This is a genomic window from Rhodococcus qingshengii JCM 15477 (assembly GCF_023221595.1).
GTDB lineage: Bacteria > Actinomycetota > Actinomycetes > Mycobacteriales > Mycobacteriaceae > Rhodococcus_F > Rhodococcus_F qingshengii.
This window is the reverse complement of sequence record NZ_CP096563.1, coordinates 5,896,724-5,919,444: the sequence shown is the minus strand read 5'-3', so window position 1 is coordinate 5,919,444 and position 22,721 is coordinate 5,896,724. Positions and strand designations below refer to the sequence as shown.

The following is a 22,721-nucleotide window of genomic DNA, read 5'->3' as shown; positions in this document are numbered from 1 at the left end:
GATCTTGAAGGGAGAGAATAGCGTCCATTGTCATTTCCTTTGTTGATCGGCGTTCTTGCCGATGGATTTGATCGATCGAGTTTGCTTGCGGTGTTGATTTAATTCCAGGTTTTTCGCCTGGTACTTCTGTGCTCCAATCTGCCGTGGGTGATAACTTCCGAACAACTAGGCGATGTGGCAGTTCGACGCGCACATCAGTGGAAACGACTGTCGGGCAGTTGCCGATCGGGTATATCGGAGCAACGCCAGTATTCCTGCAGATCCGGTTGCCCAGTCTGTCGAGAGTCTCAGGTTCTGTTCACCTGGAAAGTGCAGGCCTCCTGCGTGATTGAGGCTGTGCAAGCCCAGAAGCTGAAACTGCTGTGCAAGCGTCTGTTCACAATCGGCGCCGGCGTATGGAGTCTTGGAGAGTTCGCTGAGAAACAGAATCAGCCCGGCTCGCCCGTTGAGTAGTCCGGCTTGGGCAGTGAATTCGACTGTGGCGGCGCGGGATATCGCACGCACCGCAGCTGCGTAACGCGGTTCGTCGACATGGCGCAGAAGTTGTAGAAGTACCAGGCCCACACCGACAGACCCGGATCCGAGATACGGCATCGTCCGGCGCTCCTCTCTCAGCTGCATCGACCCGTCAGGGCACATCGACATCACAGACAGATCGATGTCGACGAGCTGGCGTGCGTGTTCCAGCGATCGAGGATCACCACTCAGTTCGTAGTGGCGAGTCCAGAACAGTGCTTGTCCGCTCGGTCCCCGCATCAGCCCACCTCGGCCGGCCACTGCCCAAGGTGTTCCGCCGGCGTCGCGGACATGCAAGCGAGCAGCTGAAATTCGTTCGCGCAGAGTCTCGGTCACGACAGCGAGAGTGGGTGACACAGTCGGTCGTGAAACCGATTCCTCGAGTAGGAGGCAACCGATTCCGGAAAGGCCGCTGAAAAGGCTGGAGTCGATGTCGTCGAGTGGGGCTCGACGCAAAGTCTCGACCCACCTGTCGGCTGTCGAATGTCGCCCGTGATGCCGAAATGTATGCACCGCACCCGCGAGCCCGTCGAAGAAGCCGAACTTTGGTTGAGTATCCGAATCAACTTGATGTTCAGTCCATTCCAGAACTGACTCCAAGGTGTCTGCGGGAAGTACATCGGCGAGCAGGTTTCCGCACGAGCCGTGAGCAATGCCGTAGCCGTTCACTTCGAACTGGGCGATGTCACCGGGAAAGAGTCGATCAGGGCGGGAGAGATCAAGCGAGGCGAGGATGCCGCAGCGCAATAGAGCGGCCGTGCGTTGCAAGGTTTCGTTCGACGACGTGTCCCAACGATGCGGGCGATTCTCCGGCTCCGGCGCCTGTACGTCGAGCATCGAATAGAGCGAGGCACCGAAGGCACGAGGAAGATCGAATCGAGACACCGCATAGTCGATGAGTTCGGGAATCTTGTTGCGATCGAGAGGGAACAATGTCGTAAGTGGGACAAAGAGTCCCAGCTCGATGCATCCCAACGAGTATCGATCCGCCGCGATTCCTGTCAACTGTCGAGGTGCTGTGTATCCGGGGGCTCCGGTGGACCGGGGCGGATGCTCGTCGATGTTGTGGGCCATCTCGAAGTCGATGATCCGAATACCGGACGGTGAGCACATGACGTTGCCAGGGTGAAGATCGGCATGAACGATTCCGGCGTTGTGGAAGCTCTCGACTGCGGTAGTCAACTGTTGTGCAATGTCGAGTGCCCAGGTTCTGTATTCCGTTCGGGAACTGAGTGTCTGGTCCGCGCGTATCAGTGGGTGGCGGAGCGCAACTTCCTGATTCAGGGGAGTGCCGGCAGCGCGCTCGGTGACAAGGAAGTGGTGTCCCTCGCGCTCGAACAACCTGATCGCAGAAGGTGCGTACGGGTTGTCGGCAAGGTGAGTCAACTTGTCGTACTCGTTACGGATGCGGTCGATTGCGTACCGGCCGTTGGCGTCCGGGGCGGTAAAGGGACGGCCTTCTTTGATGACCAGATCGATGCCGGCGTCGTCGAACGCGGAGTAGATCCCCCCGCTGTTGCTGAAGTGCAGGGCTTCATTGATCGAATAGGGGAATTCGTCATGTGATTTCAGCTTGTCTTGCTGCGCGCGAACGAAGTCCGGGATTTGTACCCAGTCCGGAGTTCTGAAGGAAGTGCCGCGCACATCGGGTTCGAGCGATCCGTCAGGACGCCGAATTGCGGGGACGCGATCGCCGAATGAATCGTAGGTCTGCATGGGCAGATACGCGCCGTACCGTAAGTAGAGCGGTCCCCGGTTCCATCGCACATCGCTGAGGATGTACGGCCCGTCGGCACCGGTGACAAGCGTGTCTAGTTCGGTGATGACACGTTGTGTGGCAACACCATCCGCCGGATAGATCGTGATGAATTTTCCGCTGGAAGTTCGATTGGCCTGCTTGCTGTTGGACAACATGAGGTCTGCTGCCGTCCGAAGAAATTTGAACGGCACATGATTGTGACCGCAATACACGGAAACGGTATCGAGCAGCTCCTGCGCGTTGGCTCGGGTAGCGGAGCAGTGAATCTTCCATCCTTGTTCTGGCAGCAGACCGTCGGGCGGTTGGAAGTAGTTCCACGGTCCACTTTGGGGACCGCGCCGCCAGAGCGACCAATCCACCGACTTCGCGGGGATAAAGTGCTGGTCAGTTGATGTATCTGGTCGGGTGACCGTTCTGATTCGGTCGTAGAAATGCGGGTCGGCACGCGTGAAGGCAACGTATCGCAGGTCCACGCCAAACCTCCCGGTCAGTCCCCCTGCGGTTGTCATCGATTGGTGCCACGCCCCGAATCCCCTGTGGCTTGGATTGCTTGTGGCGGAAGGTTATCCGATTCCGGACATTTCGGGCGAAGATTGAAAACCTATCATTCGAAAGTACTAATGAAGGGTGTGGGCCAGGCGAGGTCACTGATCGCCCAGCTTATAGTCGGCCACATTTGTTTCGAGTTCGGAGGCGCCTCTTGACGAGGGGATCAAGTCGGTGGTAGTTCTTTAGCGAGCGCTAAGTCAGGGTGCTCCCTCGATCTCGGTCCGGTGCCCGGCGCCACGAAACTCGGGTGCCGGACCGCCCCAGCAATGCACGTCCTCGAAGGGAACGAAGATGACCAAGGCAGTGATCGTCGATGTAGTCCGGATCGCGTCCGGCAAGGGAAAGCCGGGCGGAGCACTGTCCGGGACGCACCCTGTCGAACTGATGGCCCACGTTCTGCGTTCCATCACCTCGCGAAACGGCCTCGACCCCGCCCTGGTGGACGACGTGATCGGCGGTTGCGTCGGCCAGGCCGGTGAGCAGGCGCTCAACATCACCCGCAGCGCGGTCCTGTCGGCAGGGTTCCCCGAGTCGGTACCCGCCACCACGATTGATCGCCAGTGCGGATCAAGTCAGCAAGCTGCGCACTTTGCGGCGCAGGGCGTGATCGCCGGGGCCTACGACATCGTGATCGCGGCAGGCGTCGAATCCATGAGTCGTGTCCCGATGGGTACCACGACGATGGGGAAGGACGCTTCCGGTCCGGGCGTCGCGGCTCGCTACCCCGAAGGCCTGGTCAACCAGGGAATCTCTGCAGAATTGATCGCCGCCAAGTGGAAGCTTGACCGCGACGCTCTCGACGCATTCTCCGCGCAGTCCCACCAGCGGGCAGCAGAGGCAGCGGCGAAGGGGCTCTTCGACAAGGAGATTCTGCCGATCTCGGTGACCAACGCCGCCGGTGAGACCGTCTCGCATATCGTCGACGAGACGGTTCGCGCGTCTACTACCGCCGAGGGACTCGCCGGTTTGAAGCCGTCGTTCTACTCGGAGAAGTACGCGCAGCGCTTCCCCGAGGCGCAGTGGTCGATCACTCCCGGTAACTCGTCGCCGCTCACCGACGGCGCGTCCGCAGCACTGATCATGAGCGAAGAAATGGCGTCGAAGCTGGGGCTGACGCCGCGAGCTCGTTTCCATTCCTTCTCCGTTGCGGGCGATGACCCGATCTTCATGCTCACCGCACCCATCCCAGCCACCCACAAGGTGCTCGCTCGCGCGGGTCTGAGCATCGACGACATCGACACCTACGAGGTCAACGAAGCCTTCGCTCCCGTTCCACTCGCCTGGGCTCACGAGTTCGGCGCCGACCCGGCAAAGCTCAACCCGTGGGGCGGCGCGATTGCACTCGGCCATGCCCTGGGGTCCTCGGGTACTCGTCTGCTGACCACGATGGTCAACCACCTCGAGGCCACCGGCGGACGCTACGGATTGCAGACCATGTGCGAGGGCGCCGGCATGGCCAACGCCACAATCATCGAACGCATCTGAAACACATAACCTTTCGAAAGGAACTCTCATGATCGTCAACGACAGCGTCGCCGTCGTCACCGGTGGAGCATCCGGCCTCGGCCTGGCTACGACCAAAGCCCTTCTTGCCGACGGTGCCAGCGTCGTCATTATCGACCTTCCGTCGTCCAACGGTGAAGCCATCGCCAAGGAACTTGGCGACCGGGTCCGCTTCGCGGCTGCAGACGTCACCGACGAGGCTGCGGTCACCGCGGCACTCGACGTGGCCGAGTCCCTCGGACCCCTGCGCGTGGCAGTCAACTGCGCCGGAATCGGCAACGCAGTCAAGACGGTCAGCAAGAAGGGCGCTTTCCCGCTCGACGCGTTCAAGAAGGTCATCGACGTCAATCTTATCGGCACCTTCAACGTCCTTCGTCTTGCTGCGGAACGTATTTCGAAGACCGAGCCGATCGACGGTGAACGCGGCGTCATCATCAACACCGCTTCGGTCGCAGCGTATGACGGCCAGATCGGGCAGGCTGCGTACTCCGCGTCGAAGGGTGGCGTCGTCGGTATGACGCTTCCCATCGCCCGTGACCTCGCGTCGCTGCTGATCCGCGTCAACACCATTGCACCCGGCTTGTTCAAGACCCCGTTGCTGGCCGGACTGCCCGAAGCAGCCCAGGCGTCGTTGGGTCAGCAGGTGCCTCACCCCTCTCGCCTGGGTGATCCCAGCGAGTACGGCGCGCTTGCTGCGCACATCGTTTCCAACCCCATGCTCAATGGTGAGACGATCCGCCTCGACGGTGCAATCCGTATGGCACCGCGGTAATTTCGGTTATCACATGACTGGCGAGGTGGAGTCGGTGAGCTCGGTGGCAGTGGACTGGAGGTCCTTCCCGCCGCTGGTGATGACCGACATCCTGACGGCTTCGCTCGAACTGTTCGACGAGAACGGTTACCACGGCACGACGGTGCGCCAGATTGCCAATCGTGTCGGGGTAACCGTTCCCGCGCTCTACTATCACCACGCGAACAAAGAGGCAGTTCTCGTCGCTTTGTTCGAGATCTCGATGAGTGAGCTGAATACCAGAACCGAAGCGGCAGAAGCGGAGGCCGGCGAAAATCCGGTACGACGCTTCGCCTTGGTGGTGGAGGCGATTGTTCTCTATATGACCCACCGGTCGCGGCATGCTGCGTTGGACACCGAGATCCGGCATGTCTCACCGGAAAGTCGAAGTCGGTACGCCGCCAGTCGTAAGCGGCTCGAGTTGCTGATGCGCAGGATCGTCGACGACGGTGTGGCATCGGGAGATTTCGCGGTCACCGATACCGAAGAGACCGTCCGGGCAATACTCGGTATGGCGCAGTCACTGCCGCGTTGGTTCCAGACCGGCGGTCCGATGTCACCGTCGCAATTGGCGCAGAAGTACGTCGACATCGCTTTTCACACGGTCGGCTATCGGCCGTAAAATGCATCGCTCGTGAACGAAGGTGGGCAACAGGTCGAAAATCTGTTGCCCACCTTCAGTATTCATACTTCGGCATTCACTCGGTGTCAGAGTCGCGTAACTTCGAGTCCACCCTCGTGGTAGTCGGCGCGAAGGCGCTTCTTGTCGAACTTGCCGACGCTCGTCTTCGGGACTTCCTGGACCACAGCCCAGTTCTCGGGCAGCTGCCACTTGGCAACCTTGTCCGAAAGGTACTGTTGCAGTTCGGACATGGTGGTTTCGGAACCAGCGCGAAGAACAACCGCAACCAACGGGCGCTCGTCCCACTTCTCGTCCGGTACGCCGATGACGGCAGCTTCGGTGACGTCGGGGTGACCCATGACGGCGTTCTCGAGGTCGACCGAGGAGATCCATTCGCCGCCGGACTTGATGATGTCCTTGGAGCGGTCGGACAGGCTCAGGAAGCCGTCGGCCGTGATGGATCCGACGTCGCCGGTCTTGAGCCAGCCGTCGTTGAACTTGTCTTCCGCGTCGACGCCGTAGTACGACCCGGTGATCCAGGGGCCGCGCACTTCGAGCTCGCCGACGGAAACGCCGTCGTGTGCAACAACTTTGCCGTCATCGTCGATGAGACGTGCCTCGACGGATGCCGGGAATCGCCCCTGGGAGTAGCGGTACTTCCACATCGCGTCGCCGGTGACACCGGCCGGCGGGCGGGCAACGGATCCGAGCGGGGAGGTTTCGGTCATGCCCCAGGCATGCAGGACCGAGACGTTGTGATCGGCTTCGAATGCGTGCATGAGGGCCGGCGGTACCGCGGACCCACCGATCAGAACCTCGCGCATCGAGGAGATGTCCTGCGGGTTCTGCTCGAGGTAGAGGTGCAGGCCCTGCCAGATGGTGGGGACGGCTGCGGCGAACGTCGGCTTCTCGCTGGCGATGATCGCAGCCAACGGGGCAGGCTGGAGGAAGCGGTCGGGCATGATCAGCGAAGCACCGATCATGAATGCGGCGTAGGGAAGTCCCCACGACATGGCGTGGAACTGAGGCACCACGGCGAGTGCACGATCGCCCTGCGCGAGGTTGGGGCCGTCGCTCATGCAGACCTGCATGGAGTGCAGGTAGATCGAACGGTGGGAGTAGACGACGCCCTTGGGGTCACCCGTGGTTCCGGACGTGTAACACATTGCGGCAGCGCTCAGTTCGTCGACCTCGGGCCAGTCGAACTCGGTGGGCTGATCGGCGATCAAGCCCTCGTAGGTGTGAACCTGCACTCCCTCGGGAGCTTCGAGTCCTGCAGTGGAGGAGCCGGTGACGACGATGTGCTTGACGGTGGTCAGCGACGGAAGCTGCGGAGAGAGAAGCGGAATCAGGGACGGGTCGACGATGATCACGCGGTCCTCGGCGTGATTGGCGACATGGATCAACTGCTCGGGGAACAGACGAATGTTCAGGGTGTGGAGCACAGCGCCCATCGAGGGGATCGCCAGGTACGCCTCGAGGTGCTCGGAGTTGTTCCACATGAACGTGGCGACTCGCTCGTCGCCCTCGACGCCGAGCCCGCGCAGGGCGTGCGCAAGCTGAGCACAGCGCTTGCCGACGTCAGCGTAGGACACACGGCGCGGGCCGGACTCGGTCCACGTGACAACCTCGGAGGCGCCGTGAACGGAGGCGCCGTGGCGGAGAAGTTGAGCAATGGAGAGGGGGGCGTCTTGCATGGTGCTCAGCATGGGCTGCTCCTGTGTGGTGTGTGAGACCGGTGCTTTTGCCCACGGGTCGTCACAAACGATGTGCTGTGGCTGCCAGATTAGTCACAGCCCCGAAGTGCTCGCTAGTGACCCACTGCACTGGCGAAGAACCACGCTATGAGTAGCGCTCCCGGATCGACTACTCCGCGAGCGGCTTCGCCCACATAACTTGCACGTCCGCGGTTTGCGAGCATGGTTTCGGTCGACTCCGCCCCGGCCGCTGCGGCTTCCGCTGCGCTCGCCAGCGCAGCATCTCGATCGGCTTCCGAGCTCACGGATTGCTCCAACGACTCGACCGCCGGAACTATCGCGTCGACCATCGTCTTGTCGCCGACGCGTGCGCCGCCGAGCGAGGTGATGTTGTCGAGTCCCGCTCGCGCTGCAGCCGCGATCGCGCCGAGGTCGAGTTCGGAGTCCGCCGAGTCTGCGGCAACGCGGAAGAAATGCCGGAACCAGATGCCGAACAATGCGCCGGAGGTGCCACCGGCGTGGCCGAGGTACGCCTGTGAGACTGCATCGAATATCGTTGCGGTGGAGTACGTGTCACGGATCGCCGAGATGTCGAGTTGATCCAGTGCGGCCACCATGTTGGTCCCGAAATCGCCGTCGCCCGCTCGTCGGTCGAGATCGGTCAGTGCCGGTTCCTGATCCAGTACCTTCTCGGCCCAGTCTGCAATCCAGCTTCCGACGAAGCTGCTTTCGGCGGTGCGTGAGGTGTCGGGTGTGAATGTGGGACCGAATGATTCGCGCGTGCCCATTCCGCTGTACTCACGCGCTATAGCATTCGGCCAGGCGGGCGCTTTTGTTGGTGCGTCCCATAATTCGAGGATTTCTTTGTCTGTGCGAACAAGGGTGATGGACGCGCCTGCCATGTTCAATGCAGTGACGAAGGTTCCGATCAGTGTCCGCTCGATGTGAATTCGCTGTTCGTCCAGATAATCTCCGAGTTCGGCGAACAGTAGTTGCAACTCCAGCGGGTGGGTGGCGCCGAGACCGTTGACGACGGCGATGACGCGGTCACCTTCGGCGAGACTCAGGGACTTGATGATCGGGTCCGTCAGCCGCCGCACCAATTCCGGTGCGGGCAGGGCGTCCACGCGTTCTGTGCCGCGTTCGCCGTGGATGCCGATACCGAGTTCCATCTGACCCGCCGGCAAGTCGAACGACGGCTCGTCAGCCCCCGGCAAAGTGCATGGGCGAAGGGCGACGGCCATGCTCCGAGCGGAGTGCGCGACGTGTTGTCCGATCCGGGTCACCTCGGCCAGGTCGTCGCCGCGGGCGGCGGATGCGCCGCAGACCTTCTCCACCACGATGGTTGCCGCAGTACCGCGTCGCCCCGGGCCACTGCCGTCTGCGCGTTCGGTCGCGACGTCGTCGTCGACCAGGACGACGTCCGTATCGATCTTGTCCTCGCGTAGCAACTCTCGGGCGATACCGAAGTTCATCACGTCGCCGGTGTAGTTCTTCACGATGTGAAGGACGCCGCCGCCGGCGTCGGCAGCCTTGGATCCCTCGTGGATCTGAAGTGCATTGGGTGAGCTGAAGACCAATCCGGGGCAGACGGCTGTGAGCATTCCTTCGCCGATGAATCCGGCGTGCATGGGTTCGTGGCCTGAACCGCCGCCGGAGACGAGCGCGACCCGTCCGCGGGGAAGTGGCCTTGCGCGTGTGAGGTACCCAGGGTCGGGATTCCACGCGATGTCGTCGGTGGATGCGGTCAACCCACGGAGTGCGTCGGGAACAAATGTCTTTGCGCTGCGCATGAACATCACTTCAGAGTAGGTCTAACGTCGACTTCGGGCACGGATCACGATCGACGAGAGGTGGACGGCGTGAAATTGGGGTTGGTACTTGCCGGTGGCGGCGTTGCGGGAATCGCCTGGGAAACAGGTTTTCTGTTGGGCCTTCAGGACAAATCACCGGACACTGCAGCTGCGCTGCTGACGGCGGACGTGTTGATCGGCACTTCCGCAGGTTCCACGGTGAGCGCTCAGATAGCGAGCGGCGTGACACTGCAAGAGCTTTTCGACGCACAAACAGCGGAGGCCACCGGGGAGCTCGACCCGAAGGTCGATGTCGAGGTACTCGGTCAGATGTTCGTCGACGCGATCGCAGGATCGCAGGACCGGGCCGAGCAGCTCCGTTTGCTCGGCGAAGCAGCGATGAGAGCCGATACCGTCGAACCTGCCGTGCGTCGCGCGGTCATCGAGGCGAGGCTGCCCAATCGGTTGTGGCCCGACCGGGAGTTGCGCATCCCGGCGATCAACGCACAGACCGGTGAGTTGAGGGTGTTCGGCAACGCTGACGGCGTAGAACTGATCGACGCAGTCGGAGCAAGTTGCGCCGTACCAGGGGTGTGGCCGGTAGTCGTGATCGAGGGCGAGCGGTACATGGACGGCGGAATGGCGAGTGGCTCGAATGTTCATCTGGCTGCCGACTGCGATGTGGTCGTGGTTCTTTCACCCGCAGCCGACCCCGCCCCGAATCTTCTGGGCGGCAGTCTACGAGAGGAAATCGACGTGATGACGCCCTTGCCCGTGCTGCCTGTCTTCGCCGACGACGCCGTCGTCGAAGCGATCGGAACGAACTCGCTTTCACCGACAACCAGGCGCCCCGCAGCCGAACTCGGCCGCGAACAGGGCCGTCGAACCGCCGACGAGATCGCCGCGTTTCTGGTGACGGCATGAGCGCCGCACGGATTGCCGTCGTCGTGCGCCCGGAGCAATCTCCGGAAGATCTGGTTCGACATGCCAGGTATGCAGACGAAGTCGGTATCGACGAGGTCTGGTTGTGGGAAGACTGCTTCTTCGGCGGAGGAATAGCCACTGCTGCAACTGTATTGGCTGAGACCGATCGCGTGGGTGTGGCGATCGGTGTGCTGCCGACGCCGATGCGCAACACCGCGATCACGGCGATGGAGATTTCAGCGCTGGCCAGAGTTCATCCGGATCGACTACGGGTTGGCTTCGGTCACGGCGTTCAGAGTTGGATGCGGCAGATCGGGGCCAAAGCCGAATCGCCGTTGACCCTCCTGCGGGAGCAGTTCGGAGCGGTGGAGCGGCTACTGGGCGGTGAGTCGGTGACGGTGTCCGGTCGATACGTGAATCTCACGGACGTCACGCTGGCGTGGCCACCGGAGAAGGTGCCGCAGTTGCTCGTCGGCGCCACGGGGCCAAAGACTTTGGCGCTCAGTGGCGAGTTGGCGCAGGGCACTGTGCTCTCGGGTGGGTCGACCCCGGACGGCGTGCGTCGGGCGATCGCTCACATCGGGGCGTCGGATCACGAGGTTGTCGTTTACGTCATCTGCGCTTTCGGTTCCGGCGGTCGCGAGCGCGCCCTTGCCGAGGCCGCAGCGTCCGGTAGCGAGTCGCCGGAGGATGCGATTGCCGCGGGCACCGCGGCCGAAGTCGCGGCAGCAGCACGGCGATGGGTGGCAGCAGGTGCAACCACCGTGGTACTCCAACCGACTGTTGACGAGCCGGATGTCCGCGAGTTCATTCGCTTTGTCGCGCAGGAGGTTCAACCCCTGGTGGCGTAGCTCAGAAGGTTACCCTGGACAGAACCGCGTCGATGTCGGCGGTGCTCACGTCGCGATGCGTCACGAACCGGACCTTCCCGGCAACAGTGACCGCGCCGACGTCGACAGCGGCGAGCTGAGCAACGGTGGCCGACGGATCAGCTGTCGCGGCCAGAACGATGTTGGTGGCAGGTTCGTCGACGGCCCAACCGCGTTCACGAAGCCCCGACGCGAGGCGCTGCGCGTTGTCGTGATCGTCGGAGAGGCGAGCTTGTGAGCGCAACGCGACGATGCCGGCTGCGGCCAGCACTCCGCCCTGACGAACGCCGCCACCGAGCATCTTGCGGATCCTTCGGGCTTCGGTGATCAATTCGGGTGATGCGGCGAGTATCGAGCCGACCGGCGCACCGAGTCCCTTACTCAGGCACACCTGAACGGTATCGGCGCCGGAAGTCAATTCGGTGGGCGAAACATCGAGTGCAACAGCGGCATTCCAGAGACGGGCGCCGTCGAGGTGAATCTTCAAGCCGCGTGATCGCGCTGCGTCGACCAGCTTCGTCCATTCGGTCGGATTCATGACGGCACCGCCGGCGAAGTTATGAGTGTTCTCGAGACAGAGCAGCGTGGTGTTCAACGCGAAGTACGGGCCGGGGGAGCCCGTCGCCTTCACGACCGTCTCGGGGGTGGGACGTCCGGGTCCGCCGTCGTGCGGCAACGCCATCGGCATTCCCTGGGCGAGCCAGGCCGCGGTGCCCAATTCGGAGCCCAAGACGTGAGAGTGTTCCGGTGCCAGGAACTGATCGCCGCGGTGAAGGTGCAGCATCAGCGCAATCAGGTTGCCCATCGATCCGCTCGGCACCCACAGTGCCGCCGGTAAACCCAGAGTGTGCGCCACCTCTTCCTCGAGCGCCGCCATGGTCGGGTCGTGATCGAGGACGTCGTCACCGACCTCGGCGTCGGCCATCGCCTTCCGCATCTCCGCATCAGGCTTGGTGACGGTGTCCGAGCGTAGGTCGATGTACGACGAAGTCATGGCTCATTCGATCAAGCCGCGTGTTCCGGCGTCAAACCGCGGTATTTCCAGGACGGCTCTTCCGGCCTGATAAATCGATATCGCTGAGGATGCCTTCCGTGTGATGATGAGCGTCGGCAATCGCCGGTGACGAGAACAAGAAGTGGAAGGGGACAGGCATGCGCGACTGGAAGCAAGCGTTGCACCTGCGCGGGCACTCACCCCGCGGTATTTCCCATCCCGCATTCGGGGAACAGAGCGGCGCTGGATATATGCCGTTCCCCATTTCTTGCATTTGCTCCTGACCCGTCTTCGTGTCCAGGAGTTTCACTCCTCGACACGAACTGAGAACTCTCATGCGGAACCCGAACCGCGCACTTGCTCACAGTTGGATGAACCGCGCCGTCCGGGTACTCAACGCCACGTACGAGTACCTCGGTGAAGTGAGCGCCGATCGTGCGGTCGTCCTGATCGCCACCGGTTCCGCGCAGTCCACCGAAGACGTGACCCCGATATTTCCGGTGCGCTCCAAGCACGTCGAAATCCCACTGCCGAGCACGATCCTGCTCGCCGAGTACGTGTACGTTGCTCACCGGGTGACGGTCACCGATTCCAGTCGGGCCACTTTTGCCGGTGTCTTCGATCGGGACGGTCGTCAATGTGCGTACTGCGCCGCCCGGGCAACGACCATCGACCATGTCCAGCCGCGGAGCCGTAACGGGCCCAACACGTGGGGAAATCTGGTGGCGTGCTGCAGTTCCTGCAATCAGCGCAAGGCGGATCGCACTCCGGCCGAGGCCGGTATGCGGCTGCTGTGGGAGCCGAAGGCACCTCGGCGCATCGAGAAAGTGCAGCAGAAGATCTGGCGCGAATTGAGTCGGACGTGACAGTCGAAGGGAGCCAGTGATGTGCGCTGACGAAATCTCCAATTTGGCTGAGCTTTTGCCGATCTCGGACGACCGGACGTGGTGGCAGGCGGAATGCCGAGGAGACCCCGAGCCGGACCGGTGGTTTCCCTTTCCGTCCGAGGGATACGACTACGCGACCGACGTGTGCAACAGGTGCCCGATTGTGGAATCGTGTCGTGAATTCGCCTCTGCCACTGGCCAGACCGGAATCTGGGGAGGAGTGAAGTTCGAGCAGGGCAGGATCGTCGCGGCGTGAGGGATCAGATTCCCGGCTCCGCGGCGATCGTACCGGCCGATACCGCCCGGCACAGAGCGTCGTGGTCACGTTCGGTTTGATCGGCGTAGAGCCGAGCGAACCGGGTGAGGGCGGTATCGACCGCGTCCGAGGTTCCCAGGTAACCGGAAATCAGTGACGCGCCGCTGGTTCGTGCATGCCCCTTGGCCAGTAGGCGGCCGCAGATCGCGACGTAATCGGTCAGCGCTGCGGCGTCGATATTGTTCAGGTCCACAGAACCTTTCATGTTCCGGAACTGACGGACGTAGTACTGGCGGTCGTCCACGGTGCACCAACCGAGCAGTGGATCACTGACCGTCTGGAGAGCTTGCTGGTATTCCGCGACGCGTCGTCCTTGATGGTCGTGCCAGGCCGAGTCACCGTGCACGAAGGGCGCAACTACGGATCGGCGAGCCTGTTTGAGCTGCAAGAAGAGGACGTCGTCCGGGATGCTCCCTTCGCACAGGGCGACATAGGCGCGCAGAGCGACACTCCCGACTCCGACAACCCGGTGCGCGGCGTCGATGACGTTGTATCCCGAGACGACTCGGCGCCAGTGTGGTGCAAGGGTTTCGAGATACTCGTCCAGACCCTCCAGGAGGAAGTCGGTGTCCTGCGGCGTGAGTCGTGTTGTGAGCGGCGGGTTCTCGACCAACTGGCGCCGTCCGTGATCCTCGACGGTGAACCGCGGCACCGCATGGTCACTCGTACGCCGCCGGGCGCGCTCCGCGGCGCGCCTGATCTCGGCCAGCAACCCAGGATCGGTGACGTGGTCGGTGAGTCCGTCGAGATCGACCCGGTCGAAGGAGCGATCGAACAGCGGACGCTCGGAGAGCTTCGCCAAGTGGAGGCGATACGCGGACACACACGAGGTTGTTGCTGTTTCGCATTGAGCTTCGGTGAGACCGTTCTGTCGACCGGCCACCCAGATGCTCGCAGCCAGCCTTCGTAGATCCCATTCCCAGGGGCCGGGATGTGCTTCGTCGAAATCGTTGAGGTCTATGACAAGTTCGCGTTCCGGAGATCCGTAGAACCCGAAGTTTCCGACGTGCGCATCTCCACAGATGACGGGAGTGATGCCGGTGGACGGCAGCTGCGCCATGTCCTCTGCCATCAATCCGGCGGTACCGCGCAGGAATCCGTATGGCGAAGCGACCATTCGCCCCACACGGATCGGAACCAACCAGTCGAGTCTTCCCTCGTGTGCCGTGTTGACCTGATCGACCGGGTCACGTCGATCGGATGGGGGCGTCCAGTCGCCGAGCGACGATCGCGCCACTCGCTTGCGCAGGCCTTTCCCGATCTTGCGACGCTCACTGCGCGGCGTCTGACGCGCCCGCAAAGTTGCCCTGCCGTCCGGTTCGTTCTCGAGAGCCAGCTGACCGGCAGGCCTGTTCAGCGGGTCCATGTCGGGCTCTCTTTCGTCGGGCGTGCGAAACTCGCGCTCGATCTTATGCCCGCCGGATTGTGCGCCGCGCGACGAGTTCCTTAACTACCCGCCTGGGCAATCAACTCGACAGCGCGGTCGGCGCACAGTTCAGGATCCGGCATTCTCCCGATACCGAGGCATTCGACAACGGCGAACGACGCATCCGGTGTGGTTTCCACGCCGAGCGCCCACCCGAAGTAGTGATTCCAGGCGAGTACGGCTCGGTGGCCACTGTGCTGCGGAATCTCGCTGCCCAGAACGAGTACTGCGTCGAACGCGGGGCCGTCGCACCAGATGACCGATTCGGCGAAGGTGGAGCTGGCGACGGCGACTACGTACCTGTGACAAGTCGATTCACTCGGAATGGCGATGTGTGCACGCATGGTCGCTCCTCCGGCTCGGTTGCGATCGGAGGGTTCCCCGTTGCCGGCGCCGAAAAAACGCTTGTCAGATTACGTCCCGGCCACAGATCTACGACGCAGACGGTGCCTGAGATGTTTTTGTGCTGCCCGCGCGACCGAGCGAGTCGAGAGATACTGTTCGGCCGGTATCAACCGGGAACCGAACAAGTAGAACCTTCGGGCTTCGTCGTGGTCGTGGGTGGCCGCGGAGATGAGCAGACGTTCGATCGCGGTGAACTTTCGCCCACCGGCGTAACCGCTCATGTAGTCGATGTGATTCGTCATACTTGCTCTGGCGCTACGGTATTCGGTCAATGCAGCGGTCACGTTCCGATGTGAGTCGAGTGTGTCTGCCGGCGTCTCCGTCAGCATGTGCGCGGTCGCATCGACCAGCATCTGAGCGGTCTCGAGTGCCCACGAGCATCCGATACCCCACAACGGGTCGTTGGTTGCCGCAGCGTCGCCGATGAGTGCGAACCCGTTACCTACGGGTTCGGTGAGGGTTGTGGAGAAGTGTTTGGTACCAACGATCTTCCCGACGATGTGCTCTCGCCGAACAAGCGGAGCGCCGGGTAATGCGTTGGCGTACTCGAGGAAAGCAGTAGACAGGTCGTCAGCGAACGAGCCGAGCTTGTCGAGGGCAGGGAAGACGACCAGCACGCTGATTCCGCCGTCGTTGGGGAGCAGATAGGCGACGTCGGGATCCATGAACCACGACAATGACGTTTCTCCGCCGGGTCGTTCGAGTCCGGAGAGTTGGGCGAAATAGCTGAAACGCCCGTTGGATGCAGTCACGGAGTCGCAACGAGCGGATCGTGCGACGGTCGAATCCTTGCCGTCCGCTCCGACGGTCAATCGTGCTTCGACAGTGAAGACCGAACCCTGTTCGGTGCCGTAGACGCCTGCAGTAGTGCCGTTCTCGGTCAGCAGTCCGGAAACGCGATACCCGAGAAGAAGGTCGACGTTCGGGTAGTCGTTCGCGAGTTGGCGCAGTAGGGGGTCGAGAGTTTCCCTTCGGACGTTGAACCCAGGTGGCGGTGAGTTCTCTGCCGCGTCAGGGGTGATCACTCCCCAAGGGGTCCAGAATGTCGGAACGGTTTCCACCATTCCCAGGGCGAGCAGTTTTTCCGTGGCGCCGAGTCGTTGCAAGATCGGGGCACCGCACGGTTGCAGGTGGTGAGTGCACAGGACTTTGTGCGCCCGGATGTCGGAGCGAGCGTCGAGAAGCGCTATCCGCAGACCTTGCTGGGCGTACATGATTGCGGCCGCGCATCCCGCGATGCTCGCGCCGACAATCACAACGTCATACTTTTCCCGTGCCTTCGAAGTCACTCGATCAGCTTAATGCATAAGGTTATAACTTAAATATGACTGGATTCAGTCATCGTGTTCGGGCGTTAAGTCCCGAACTGCGGCCCGGATGGACTGTTCACGAAGCTCGTTCTCTCTGCGCAGTTCACGACGCCGACGCCCGGCCTCGAATCGCTGCCTCGCGATTGTTCCGGTCGGCCGGAGTTGGGGTACCTCAGCCGGTTTCCCGTCGCTTCCCATCGCCACCATCGTGAAATAGCAACTATTGGTGTGTCGAGATTTTCCGAGAAGAATGTCTTCGGTTTCGACTCGAATTCCGATTTCCATCGAGGTGCGCCCGGTGTAATTGACGGAAGCGCTGAACGTGACGAGTTCGCCGACATGCACCGGTTCGCGGAACACCACACGATCCACCGACAGAGTCACGACGTAGGTCTGGGCATATCGACTCGCGCACGCATAGGCAACCTGGTCGAGAAACTTCAGAATCGTTCCGCCGTGCACGTTGCCCGAGAAGTTTGACATGTCCGGCGTCATGAGGACGGACATGGACAAGGTTTGTTTCGATGCTTGCTGCGAGGCTTGCTTCAATTCAGGTAGGGAGTTCGATTCAGACATCGAGCGGGCCTCTCCGGGTCGGTGGACGGTGAAGAGACCGTATCCGGCCAAGAGGGTTACCCGCGCGTTCGGAAGAGCGCGGTGTCAGAGTTCGGGACAGTGCCAACGTGGAGGATGTATTCGCTGGTGGCGACGGGTCCGGCCGCGCTCGACCTGAGATAGGGCTCGAGCGTCGAGCGGAGGTGCGCTGACATCGAAGCCCAATTCCCTGTGCTTCGAACGGCCTCGCGGAAGTTCTTCAACGCCGGTGCCTGGTCGCACAGTTCCTCGACGGGATCCGATCCGGCTGGTAGTTGCCACTCGAGCAGGTGGGAGGCCGAGCTCACCGACTCCAATCCGGCTGCTGCCTTGTCGAATTCGCTCGAGCTCGACCATGTCGTCGGTAGTGGTGTGATGCCATTCCACGCCGAGGCGGCCTCCCGGCGGAGTGCTGCTGCCCACCCGTTCTCCGACCACGTTGCGACGCAGATCTTTCCGCCTGGCCGGGTCACCCGCATCATCTCTGCGAGGGCGATCGCAGGGTTGGGACAGAAGATGATCCCGAAGATGCTGACACAGGCGTCGGCGCTCGAATCCGACCACGGCAGAGACTGTGCATCGCCGATCGTGAAAGTGGGTTCGGTAGTTCCGGGGCGAGGAATCCAGCGTTCGCGCGCGACCTCCAGCTGGCTGGCGGAGAGGTCGAGTGCGTGGACCGCGATCCCGGACTGGGCCGCCGGGAGCGTAAAGTTCCCCGTTCCGGCGCAGACGTCGTACGCCGTGCTCACGTGCCCGATCGAGCGCAGCGCCTCTGTCGATGCAGGTGAGAGTTGTTCGGCAAGAGGGGAATATGCCGCACCGTTCCAGTTTCCCCGATTCACGACAAGCTCCTTTCGACTGCGTCGATGACCGTATCGAGCGCTGCGCCTGCCGCACGCGCTGCTTCGCCGGGGTTGCGTTCCTCGATGGCAGCGATCAAGGGTCGGTGCTCGTCGATGTGGAAACCTGGACCGACACTGACGGCGGACAGCGAATCCGTCACGGCGGCAAGGACTCCCCGGTAGACGTCGATCAGTGCGGAATTGTGGGACGCCTCGACGATCGAAAGGTGCAAGGCCATGCCGGCTTCGGCAGTGAAGCCGCCGACGTGACCAGGGTGGGCGTTCCAGGCTGCGTGTATTCGCGCGAGATCTTCTCGGGTGCGGTGCTGCGCTGCAAGTCGCGCGGCTTCGACCTCGAGTCCGCGTCGCACGCTCAGTACGTCGAGAACGTCACCTCTGGCGAGCCTGCGCCCGAGTAATCCTTCGACCGGCGACGCCGCCATGACGTACACGCCGCCACCGTGGCGTACGGACAGAACTCCGGCGTGTGCAAGCGCCCGTACCGCTTCGCGCATGGTGTTTCGGGCGACTCCCAATTCTTCGACCAATGCGGTCTCCGGCGGGAGTTTCGATCCGACGGGCCATCGGCCGGTCGATATCGCCTCCTCGATCGCCGCAGCGACGATGTCTACCTTGCGTCCGGAGTCGGACATGTGTGCCACCTCGGGTAAGTGAGTCAATGACTTTGCCCGAGGTTAGCGTGCTCTCACGAGTGGGTCAATGACTTGGGAATTATCCGCGTACGTCCAGGCTGCGGGCGTAGTGCTCCTTGAAGACCTCGAGATGCGCCCAAGATTCCAAGCCGCTGACACCGTCGATGCCCCGGATTCGCTCGGACAGGGCATGGAGGTCGTTGGACGAGTTGGCGGCGACCGTTGCGATCACGTCGTATCGTCCGAGGGTCCGGGCGAGGAATTCGATTCCGGGCAGCGACTCGATCTCCGATACCGCGTTGTCGTCCCGTGAGCCCAGATTGACGCCGATGCCCATCGCCAGCGTTCGGCCACCACCTCGCCGCTTGACGACAGCGCCGACGCGCAGTGCCGTGCTCGCGATCAGATGATTGACCCGGTTGCGCACGGCGCTCGGCGACAGTCCGGTGTGTTCGGCCAGCTCGAGAAAGGGCATTCGCCCGTTGCGCTCGAGCAGTTCGATCAACGCGACATCTGTCGAGTCGAGTCGGATATCGGCTTGTAAAGCGGTCTCGGGCATGAAGATTCCCTTGATGACGTCGACGTAGACCAGCGTGCTCACGGATCGAACGCCACGTTGTGAGCGGAGTTCGGCGATGGCACGGTACAGATCGTCGTGACTGGGCACCCGAAGTTCCGCAATCACGTTGTACTGCCCGCTGACTGCCGAGATGTAGACGGCGGCCTCGGATGCGATCAACGCGTCCAGCACCGGGGTCATCGGTCCGGACACCGCGATCGAGACGTGTGCAAGCGCCTTCAGCCCGAGAAGTTCGGGGTGCGCGACGGCCACTACGGACACCGTTCCCGAGTCGAGTAGCGCCTGCACTCTGGTAGACACCGCCGCTCGTGGGGCGTCGACCGCCACGGACAGTTCGCGGTACGTCGCTCGCCCGTTGCGCTGAAGTGCGGCAATGAGCTTGGAATCGAGATCGACCGTCATGGTTGCCCCAACTTTTCCAGAGATTTTTCTGTATGAGCTTCCTATTAGAACAGTCGCATGTGGCCATGGATGATGTGGATAAGTGCAGAAATGCTCGAAAACTCATACAAAAAAGTTGTATACCGCCTGGTCTGAAACTTTGATGCATTGCATAGCTCCAGGTCAGGGCGTAGTTTTCGCTCAACACGCAGTGACCTGCACCACCATCTCGACGAAGGACCACCATGCGCAAGTTGCACACGCACGAAGCCTCGCCTCTCGACGCCACCGGCACGATCTTCACCGGCGCCAAGATCCACACCGTTGACGACAGCACGGTGGGAGCCGAAGCGTTCCTGGTGTTCGGAAACCGCTTTGCAGCGGTGGGAACGCTCGAGGAATGCCGCACGGAGGCGCGTCGGCTGAGCACTCGCACAACCGCGGTGGTCGAACTCGACGGCGCCACCGTCGTCCCCGGCTTCGTCGATCCACATGCACACCCGTTGATGTACGGGCAGATGCTCAGCTGGGTGGACTGTGGGCCGGAGAAGGCACATTCCATCCCCGGAATCATTGCGCTACTTCAGGAAGCGGCGCTCACAGCACCTGCGGGTGTCCCGATTCGTGGTTACGGCTACGAGCACCGCAACCTGATCGAAGGACGTCACCCGCTCAAGGAAGAGCTCGATCAGGTGGCCACCGATCGCGAGGTCTACCTCATGAACGCGAGCGGTCACGGCGGCGTCGTCAACTCCTTCACTTTCGACAAGCACGGTATCGACGCGAGCACCGAGAATCCGGCCGGTGGCGAGTTCTTCCGAGATGAAGACGGCGAACTCACCGGTGAGCTCTCCGACGCCGCGTGCAACATTCTCACCGGCGTCAACGGAGTGAAGGTCGGCCATCACGGCCCCAACTTCCATCTCGAGGACGAGCCGGAAGAGCACCTTCGCCAGCTGTCGGTCGCTCAGGACAAGTTCCTGGCCGGTGGCGTCACCACCATCGGTGACTGCCAGGTGACCCGGCGTGAATTCGACATGTACCTGCGTCTGGCCGAGCAGGATCAGCTCAAGACCCGCGTCAGCATGTACATGCTCAGCCACCTCCTCGATCACGTCATCGACACGGGAATGCACGGAGCCTTCGGCAATTCGCGGCTCGCGTTCGGCGGCATCAAGTTCTACGCCGACGGCACACTCGGAGGCTGGACCGCATACTTCCCCGACGGCTACGTGGGCGACCCGTGCCGCACCGGGCAGCTCTACCACGAGCCGGCGGACTACTCGGAGCTGATTGCCAAGGCACATTCGGTGGGTCTGCAGACCGCCACGCACGCTCAGTCACCGACCGCCATCGACATGGTGCTCGATGCCATCGAAGCTGCGCAGAAGGCTCACCCCGACGCCGACGCTCGTCACCGCATCGAGCATTGCGGACTCCCGACGGCCGAGCAGATCGCAAGGATGAACCTGGCCGGCGTCTACCCGGTGAACCAGCCACAGCACTACTACAACTGGGGCGAGGGCGTCACCGCTGCGATCGGCACTCCGGGCGAGCGGTTCAACCCGCTCGGCGAGTTCATCGCTGCCGAAGTTCCCGTGACCATCAGCTCCGACGCCCCCGTCGCAGAGCCGAAGCCGCTCGAAGCAATTCAGGCAGCCGTTACTCGTGTGACGCGTCAGGGCCATCAGCTCGGCTCCGATGCACTCCGCATCACCGCCGACCAGGCATTGCAGGCTCATACCCTCAACGGTGCGCGTGCGCTGGGCCGCGAAGCAGAGCTGGGCAGCATCTCGGTCGGCAAGCGGGCCGACTTCGTCATTCTGGGCGCGGATCCCCTCGAGGTTCCGGCCGACGCGATTGCGCAGATCGAGGTCCGAGAGACCTGGATCGACGGCGAACTCGCACATTCAGGTCATAACCACCTATTGTCGAGCACTTCGACCACCGAGGAAAAGTAATGAACCGAGAGCAACAGATCGTGAAGGCCCGCAAGGCGGGATTTGCAGCCTTCGTCGGTACAACTATCGAGTGGTACGACTTCTACGTGTATGCCACGGCAGCCGCCCTGGTGTTCGGTGACATCTTCTTCCCACCCGGAACCGACCGCCTGACCGGCGTTGCGGCGGCGTTCGCGACATACGCCGTCGGTTTCTTCGCTCGCCCGCTCGGCGGAATCGTGTTCGGCCATGTCGGTGACAAGATGGGCCGACGCACCGCATTGGTGGTGACTTTGACGCTGATGGGTGCAGGCACGTTCCTCATCGGCATGTTGCCCACTTACGCGTCGATCGGGTTCTGGGCGCCGTTACTGCTGGTACTGCTCCGCTTCGTCCAGGGCTTTGCCGTCGGCGGCGAATGGGGCGGCGCGGTCCTGATGGCCGTCGAGCATGCACCCGAGGACAAGAAGACCTTCTACGGCGGTTTCGCTCAGCTGGGCAACCCGGCCGGCGCGCTCCTGGCCACAGGTTTCTTCAGCATTCTCTCCACCTTCGGCGACGACGCTCTGCGCGAGTGGGCTTGGCGTCTGCCGTTCCTCTGCTCGGCGCTGCTGATTCTCGTCGGCTTGGTCGTTCGCCTGAAGGTCGAAGAGTCCCCGGTTTTCGAATCCGAGGTGAAGTCCGCGGACGTACCGGAAATGCTCCCGCTCAAGTACGCGCTGGTGACCAACTGGCGCCCGATCATCCTGGGCATCGGCATTCTGCCCGTCGCAGTCGGCGGCTACTACCTCGTGACGACCTTCATCACGGCATACGCAACCGACCCCGATGTCGGATTGTCGGAGACGTTGATTCTCAACGCCCTCAGTGTCGCTGCAGTGGTCGAATTGATCGCGACTCTCGGCGTGGCGTGGCTCGGCGACAAGGTGGGACGCGTCCGCGTCGTCATCTGGGGCCTTGCGGCAGTCGCGATTCTCGCAGCGCCGCAGTTCCTGGTGCTGAAGTCCGGATCCGTGTTCCTGATCTTCCTGACCTTCGCTGTCATGCGACTGGTGCTGGCGGCCACGTACGGCCCGATCGCCGCCGTCCTGTCACAGATGTTCAAGCCGCAGGCCCGCTACACGAGCATTTCGTTGGCGTACCAGGGCGCAGGCGCGATCTTCGGTGGGTTGTCTCCGCTGGTGTCGACGCTGATGTACAAGGCAACCGGCAGCATCTGGCCGGTCATCGCACTGCTGATCGGCATGTGCGTCCTGAGCATCGTCTGCCTGCTCTTCGCTCCTCAGCATGTGGACGAGGCGACCGATACCGAGGACGTCCGGCCGGACCTCAACAAGGAATCGGCTTCCGCCTGACTGCCGAGAGTCGGCT

General features: G+C 62.3%; 20 protein-coding genes. 9 read left to right on the top strand and 11 right to left on the bottom strand.

Annotated elements, in window-relative coordinates:
- Nucleotides 1-165 precede the first annotated feature (165 nt).
- Nucleotides 166-2,748: a class III lanthionine synthetase LanKC gene (gene lanKC, locus M0639_RS27345; protein ID WP_064075043.1), complete on the bottom strand. Its 2,583-nt coding sequence runs from the start codon at nucleotides 2,746-2,748 to the stop codon at nucleotides 166-168.
- Between the two features lie 367 nt (nucleotides 2,749-3,115).
- Between lanKC and M0639_RS27340 the strand changes: the two genes are divergently transcribed.
- The 3 genes from M0639_RS27340 to M0639_RS27330 are packed head-to-tail and all read left to right on the top strand — an operon-like array spanning nucleotide 3,116 to nucleotide 5,739.
- Nucleotides 3,116-4,309, top strand: a complete 1,194-nt coding sequence (locus M0639_RS27340; RefSeq protein ID WP_030536138.1) for a thiolase family protein — start codon at nucleotides 3,116-3,118, stop codon at nucleotides 4,307-4,309.
- A gap of 28 nt (nucleotides 4,310-4,337) precedes the next feature.
- A complete protein-coding gene (locus M0639_RS27335) occupies nucleotides 4,338-5,099 on the top strand; it encodes a 3-hydroxyacyl-CoA dehydrogenase (RefSeq protein WP_003942978.1) in 762 nt (253 codons plus the stop codon).
- Nucleotides 5,100-5,112: 13 nt separating this feature from the next.
- Entirely contained in the window at nucleotides 5,113-5,739 is a 627-nt protein-coding gene (locus M0639_RS27330) for a TetR/AcrR family transcriptional regulator (RefSeq protein WP_054186993.1), read from the top strand.
- Nucleotides 5,740-5,825: 86 nt separating this feature from the next.
- On the opposite strand, the gene M0639_RS27325 is transcribed toward M0639_RS27330, so the two are convergent.
- The gene (locus M0639_RS27325) at nucleotides 5,826-7,448 is read right to left on the bottom strand and encodes a long-chain fatty acid--CoA ligase (RefSeq protein ID WP_003943212.1); all 1,623 of its coding nucleotides are present in this window, start codon (nucleotides 7,446-7,448) and stop codon (nucleotides 5,826-5,828) included.
- A gap of 101 nt (nucleotides 7,449-7,549) precedes the next feature.
- Nucleotides 7,550-9,235 (bottom strand): dihydroxyacetone kinase family protein, encoded by a 1,686-nt coding sequence (locus tag M0639_RS27320; RefSeq protein ID WP_064075042.1) that lies wholly within the window; start codon nucleotides 9,233-9,235, stop codon nucleotides 7,550-7,552.
- A gap of 54 nt (nucleotides 9,236-9,289) precedes the next feature.
- Between M0639_RS27320 and M0639_RS27315 the strand changes: the two genes are divergently transcribed.
- Nucleotides 9,290-10,153 (top strand): patatin-like phospholipase family protein, encoded by an 864-nt coding sequence (locus M0639_RS27315; protein ID WP_058038372.1) that lies wholly within the window; start codon nucleotides 9,290-9,292, stop codon nucleotides 10,151-10,153.
- Nucleotides 10,150-11,004: an LLM class flavin-dependent oxidoreductase gene (locus M0639_RS27310; protein WP_064075041.1), complete on the top strand. Its 855-nt coding sequence runs from the start codon at nucleotides 10,150-10,152 to the stop codon at nucleotides 11,002-11,004. The genes M0639_RS27315 and M0639_RS27310 overlap by 4 nt, the downstream gene beginning before the upstream one ends.
- Before the next feature lies 1 nt (nucleotide 11,005).
- Here M0639_RS27310 and M0639_RS27305 read toward each other — a convergent pair whose 3' ends face one another.
- Entirely contained in the window at nucleotides 11,006-12,016 is a 1,011-nt protein-coding gene (locus M0639_RS27305; protein WP_064075040.1) for a threonine aldolase family protein, read from the bottom strand.
- Nucleotides 12,017-12,351: 335 nt separating this feature from the next.
- Here M0639_RS27305 and M0639_RS27300 point away from each other — a divergent pair, with 335 nt between their 5' ends.
- Both M0639_RS27300 and M0639_RS27295 read left to right on the top strand, forming a co-directional pair.
- Complete coding sequence (locus M0639_RS27300) at nucleotides 12,352-12,882, top strand: HNH endonuclease (protein WP_156525068.1); 531 nt, start codon at nucleotides 12,352-12,354, stop codon at nucleotides 12,880-12,882.
- Nucleotides 12,883-12,901: 19 nt separating this feature from the next.
- The gene (locus tag M0639_RS27295) at nucleotides 12,902-13,159 is read left to right on the top strand and encodes a WhiB family transcriptional regulator (protein WP_064075039.1); all 258 of its coding nucleotides are present in this window, start codon (nucleotides 12,902-12,904) and stop codon (nucleotides 13,157-13,159) included.
- A gap of 4 nt (nucleotides 13,160-13,163) precedes the next feature.
- On the opposite strand, the gene M0639_RS27290 is transcribed toward M0639_RS27295, so the two are convergent.
- From M0639_RS27290 to M0639_RS27260, 7 genes are all read right to left on the bottom strand, one after another.
- Nucleotides 13,164-14,585, bottom strand: coding sequence for a DUF2252 domain-containing protein (locus M0639_RS27290; RefSeq protein WP_064075038.1), 1,422 nt, complete (start codon nucleotides 14,583-14,585; stop codon nucleotides 13,164-13,166).
- A gap of 80 nt (nucleotides 14,586-14,665) precedes the next feature.
- Complete coding sequence (locus tag M0639_RS27285; RefSeq protein ID WP_003942947.1) at nucleotides 14,666-14,989, bottom strand: DUF6292 family protein; 324 nt, start codon at nucleotides 14,987-14,989, stop codon at nucleotides 14,666-14,668.
- Nucleotides 14,990-15,058: 69 nt separating this feature from the next.
- Complete coding sequence (locus M0639_RS27280) at nucleotides 15,059-16,339, bottom strand: NAD(P)/FAD-dependent oxidoreductase (RefSeq protein WP_231915122.1); 1,281 nt, start codon at nucleotides 16,337-16,339, stop codon at nucleotides 15,059-15,061.
- 45 nt (nucleotides 16,340-16,384) lie between these two features.
- Nucleotides 16,385-16,936: an acyl-CoA thioesterase gene (locus M0639_RS27275; protein WP_042451572.1), complete on the bottom strand. Its 552-nt coding sequence runs from the start codon at nucleotides 16,934-16,936 to the stop codon at nucleotides 16,385-16,387.
- A gap of 56 nt (nucleotides 16,937-16,992) precedes the next feature.
- The gene (locus M0639_RS27270) at nucleotides 16,993-17,796 is read right to left on the bottom strand and encodes a class I SAM-dependent methyltransferase (protein WP_064075037.1); all 804 of its coding nucleotides are present in this window, start codon (nucleotides 17,794-17,796) and stop codon (nucleotides 16,993-16,995) included.
- A complete protein-coding gene (locus M0639_RS27265) occupies nucleotides 17,793-18,449 on the bottom strand; it encodes a FadR/GntR family transcriptional regulator (RefSeq protein ID WP_064075036.1) in 657 nt (218 codons plus the stop codon). Before M0639_RS27265 ends, M0639_RS27270 begins: the two co-directional genes overlap by 4 nt.
- A 79-nt stretch (nucleotides 18,450-18,528) precedes the next feature.
- Nucleotides 18,529-19,431, bottom strand: a complete 903-nt coding sequence (locus M0639_RS27260; protein WP_042921480.1) for an Lrp/AsnC family transcriptional regulator — start codon at nucleotides 19,429-19,431, stop codon at nucleotides 18,529-18,531.
- A 224-nt stretch (nucleotides 19,432-19,655) separates the two neighbouring features.
- Between M0639_RS27260 and M0639_RS27255 the strand changes: the two genes are divergently transcribed.
- Both M0639_RS27255 and M0639_RS27250 read left to right on the top strand, forming a co-directional pair.
- Nucleotides 19,656-21,371 (top strand): amidohydrolase, encoded by a 1,716-nt coding sequence (locus tag M0639_RS27255; protein WP_030536127.1) that lies wholly within the window; start codon nucleotides 19,656-19,658, stop codon nucleotides 21,369-21,371.
- On the top strand, nucleotides 21,371-22,705 hold the full coding sequence (locus M0639_RS27250; RefSeq protein WP_064075035.1) for an MFS transporter: 1,335 nt from the start codon (nucleotides 21,371-21,373) through the stop codon (nucleotides 22,703-22,705). The genes M0639_RS27255 and M0639_RS27250 overlap by 1 nt, the downstream gene beginning before the upstream one ends.
- Nucleotides 22,706-22,721 lie beyond the last annotated feature (16 nt).

What these genes read in the sequence shown, in the direction of transcription:
- M0639_RS27340 (WP_030536138.1), top strand. Translation starts at nt 3,116, where the DNA reads ATGACCAAGGCAGTGATCGTCGATGTAGTCCGGATCGCGTCCGGCAAG.
- M0639_RS27335 (WP_003942978.1), top strand. Translation starts at nt 4,338, where the DNA reads ATGATCGTCAACGACAGCGTCGCCGTCGTCACCGGTGGAGCATCCGGC.
- M0639_RS27330 (WP_054186993.1), top strand. Translation starts at nt 5,113, where the DNA reads ATGACTGGCGAGGTGGAGTCGGTGAGCTCGGTGGCAGTGGACTGGAGG.
- M0639_RS27325 (WP_003943212.1), bottom strand. Translation starts at nt 7,448, where the DNA reads ATGCTGAGCACCATGCAAGACGCCCCCCTCTCCATTGCTCAACTTCTC.
- M0639_RS27320 (WP_064075042.1), bottom strand. Translation starts at nt 9,235, where the DNA reads ATGTTCATGCGCAGCGCAAAGACATTTGTTCCCGACGCACTCCGTGGG.
- M0639_RS27310 (WP_064075041.1), top strand. Translation starts at nt 10,150, where the DNA reads ATGAGCGCCGCACGGATTGCCGTCGTCGTGCGCCCGGAGCAATCTCCG.
- M0639_RS27305 (WP_064075040.1), bottom strand. Translation starts at nt 12,016, where the DNA reads ATGACTTCGTCGTACATCGACCTACGCTCGGACACCGTCACCAAGCCT.
- M0639_RS27300 (WP_156525068.1), top strand. Translation starts at nt 12,352, where the DNA reads ATGCGGAACCCGAACCGCGCACTTGCTCACAGTTGGATGAACCGCGCC.
- M0639_RS27295 (WP_064075039.1), top strand. Translation starts at nt 12,902, where the DNA reads ATGTGCGCTGACGAAATCTCCAATTTGGCTGAGCTTTTGCCGATCTCG.
- M0639_RS27290 (WP_064075038.1), bottom strand. Translation starts at nt 14,585, where the DNA reads ATGGACCCGCTGAACAGGCCTGCCGGTCAGCTGGCTCTCGAGAACGAA.
- M0639_RS27285 (WP_003942947.1), bottom strand. Translation starts at nt 14,989, where the DNA reads ATGCGTGCACACATCGCCATTCCGAGTGAATCGACTTGTCACAGGTAC.
- M0639_RS27275 (WP_042451572.1), bottom strand. Translation starts at nt 16,936, where the DNA reads ATGTCTGAATCGAACTCCCTACCTGAATTGAAGCAAGCCTCGCAGCAA.
- M0639_RS27265 (WP_064075036.1), bottom strand. Translation starts at nt 18,449, where the DNA reads ATGTCCGACTCCGGACGCAAGGTAGACATCGTCGCTGCGGCGATCGAG.
- M0639_RS27260 (WP_042921480.1), bottom strand. Translation starts at nt 19,431, where the DNA reads ATGACGGTCGATCTCGATTCCAAGCTCATTGCCGCACTTCAGCGCAAC.
- M0639_RS27255 (WP_030536127.1), top strand. Translation starts at nt 19,656, where the DNA reads ATGCGCAAGTTGCACACGCACGAAGCCTCGCCTCTCGACGCCACCGGC.
- M0639_RS27250 (WP_064075035.1), top strand. Translation starts at nt 21,371, where the DNA reads ATGAACCGAGAGCAACAGATCGTGAAGGCCCGCAAGGCGGGATTTGCA.